Annotated in this window: 2 protein-coding genes; both read left to right on the top strand. The window is 41.0% G+C overall.

What is annotated here, in order from left to right; genetic code table 11:
• Window positions 1–718: 718 nt before the first annotated feature.
• The gene (locus ACT3RN_RS15070) at window positions 719–2083 is read left to right on the top strand and encodes an MFS transporter (protein ID WP_192520792.1); all 1365 of its coding nucleotides are present in this window, start codon (window positions 719–721) and stop codon (window positions 2081–2083) included.
• A 123-nt stretch (window positions 2084–2206) separates the two neighbouring features.
• Window positions 2207–2821 carry a single-stranded DNA-binding protein gene (ssb, locus tag ACT3RN_RS15065; RefSeq protein WP_192520794.1) on the top strand — a complete coding sequence of 205 codons (615 nt, stop codon included), beginning with the start codon at window positions 2207–2209 and terminating at the stop codon, window positions 2819–2821.
• Window positions 2822–2998 lie beyond the last annotated feature (177 nt).

Genomic DNA, 2998 nt, shown 5'->3' with positions numbered 1-2998 from the left:
TATCTAGGTACTTTTTATCGTCATGTTTATACCAGTCAATAAAGTTAGATGAAATATCTGCTCAGTAATAGATGTGGTTTGTTATATATTCAGTTAAACCGTGTCACTTTCTAGTAGTGTTCGTGATAAGTATCAGTTTGGTTGTCGTGGTCTAAGATATAGTCAAATCCATATAAATCCGCTACATCGTCATCCTCGCTGACCATACTAATGTATAGCTTGCACTCGGTTTCCTTGTATCGAAATTATTTGAACTCAACTATACAATACAGCTTATATCCGTACTGTTTTACTTTATTGTTATGACAGCAGCATTATTCAAGGTGCGATGACTGAGGCGTGTCATCAATCTGAACAATAATAAATATTAAATGGGCTAAAAATGGCTAAGTGTTTGCCAAACGGTGTTAAGTAGCTTGCTAATATCTTGATGTTATCTGCACTACTTTATTTGTTTGCTATTTATCTTATTTTTATCTCCATTTTTAAAATGAGGACACGCCCTAGCAGAGGCACTTGGTCATAGAAATATGGCGTCATATTTATGACGAAGTAGAGAGATGATTAATATACACAAAAAACAAAAGTCTCGGCAACCCAATGGCGAATGTCTTATACTAAGGGGCTTGATTTTTAGGCGGATGCCTTTATAAAGCAGCAGTAATATATCAGCACATACAATACGAAAACCCGCCAACGATCAATCAGTGAGGCAAGTATGAATAGCGTAGAAAGGCGAGCAATATTAGGCGTTGGTGGTATTTTTGCTTTGCGTATGGTCGGTCTATTTATGATTGTGCCGGTGTTTTCGGTATATGGAAACAATTATGTACATGCGACGCCTTTTTTGATTGGTTTAGCCGTTGGTATCTACGGGCTTGGGCAGGCTATTTTTCAAATACCGATGAGCCTCGCTGCTGATAAATTTCCACGTAAACCGATTATATTTTTAGGGTTAGTCTTGTTTGCTGTTGGCGGTATCATCGCGGCCAATGCGACAGATATTTTTGAGGTTATTATCGGTCGGGCGTTGGCAGGTAGTGGTGCGGTTTCTGCTGTGTTGATGGCATTACTGGCTGATGTGACTCGTGAGGAGATGCGAACTAAGGCCATGGCCATGATGGGTTTGACCATTGCTACTTCGATCATGATTGCTTTTGCCTTTGGTCCGCTGTTGGTTGGTACGCTTGGTATTTCAGGATTGTTTTGGCTTACAGCCGTGTTTGCTGTTTTAGCCATGCTACTATTATTGGTAGTACCAACGCCGCTACGAGTACTCAAGCATAATTTGGATAATAAATCGATTGGTCAGCAATTGGCCAGCGTGTTAAAAATTGGTGACTTAAATCGCTTACATATCGGTATTTTTGCCCTACATTTGACTATGACAGCAATCTTCGTTATTTTGCCACATCAATTGACAGAAGTGATGGGGCTGTCGGTACGTCAGCAGGGACTGGTTTATTTACCGTTGTTGTTGATCGGTTTTGCTGTTGCGATACCTTTTATTATCATCGCCGAAAAGAAAAGAAAAATGCGTCAGGTATTTTTGGGTGCGTTGGCATTAATAACAGCTGCTTTAGCCATACTCGCACTTGGCAGTCAGGTTGGTGTTGGTATTATACTCGGCTTATTATTGTATTTTATGGGCTTCAATCTCATTGAGGCGACCATTCCTTCGTGGATTTCTAAGCGCGCTCCAGTAGCAAATAAAGCCACGGCAATGGGTATAAACTCTTCTAGCCAGTTTTTTGGTGCGTTTGTCGGTGGGGCGATGGGCGGGTTTTTATTGAATCAACCTAATCTATTGGCGTGGGGTATATTGGCGCTCATTATAGGTGTCGCTTTGCTGCTTATTATACCGATTGCGCAGCCACCTTATTTATCAAGCACGACCGTCACTATTCCTAAAGACATCAATATGCAGGACTGGTCACGTCAGATGCTAGCAGTAGATGGCGTCGATGAACTAGTTGTGATGGCGAAAGAGCAAGTGGCGTATCTTAAATTAGATAAAACCCAGTTGACAGATATATCGCGACAAGAGTTGTCGCATCTAGCGCAAAGCCCTCTAGATATTTAAACAAAAATTGGTTAAAGTAAAATCATATTACTGATAGTATTAATATGCGGTGGACCAAACTGGCTCCATTAAATCATGATTAACACGATTCATTAAATTATTCATAAATAAAAGGACGGTACCATGCGCGGAGTTAATAAAGTCATCATTATTGGCAACCTTGGAGCAGATCCTGAGGCACGTCAATTTAATAACGGTGGTGGCGTGACCAATATTTCGGTTGCGACATCGGAGCAGTGGACGGACAAGCAAAGTGGTGAAAAACGAGAAGCGACGGAATGGCATCGTATTTCACTATTCAATCGTTTAGGTGAAATTGCTGCGCAGTATTTGCGTAAGGGTAGTAAAGTCTATATCGAAGGCAGCTTACGTACGCGTAAATATCAAGATCCCAACGGACAAGATCGTTATATCACCGAGATTCGTGCCGAACAAATGCAAATGCTAGATGGTGCAACTGGTGGTCAAGCTCAAGGGCAGGGTGGCAGCTATGGTAATCAAGGCGGTCAAAATCAGGGCTATGGCAATCAGAACGGCCAGAATAACTTTGGTCAGCAAGTCAATAATCAGCCCGCTCAACAAGGTGGCTACAATCAACCTAATGGCGGTCAGAACAACTTTGGCAATCAAGGCGCACCTGCTCAGCAAAACCAGTTTAATCCTCCAGCACAAAAACCTACACAACCTAAGCCTACTGCAATGCCAGACGGGCCAGTAGATGATGATATTCCATTTTGAGGAATACTTGATTAAGTAATGTTGATTAAGTTAGATAGAGCCTATGTGAATAGGCTCTTTTTTTATGTTTTATAATTAATCAGTAGTACGAATAATAGAGATTATATAGTCAAATCCATACAAATCGTCATATTCGCTGACCATACTAATGTATAGATTGGACTTGGTTGACTTATA

The organism is Psychrobacter sp. AOP5-GZ1-6, assembly GCF_052376345.1.
GTDB lineage: Bacteria > Pseudomonadota > Gammaproteobacteria > Pseudomonadales > Moraxellaceae > Psychrobacter.
The sequence above is the reverse complement of the archived record's forward strand: the minus strand, read 5'-3'. Positions and strand labels throughout refer to the sequence as shown.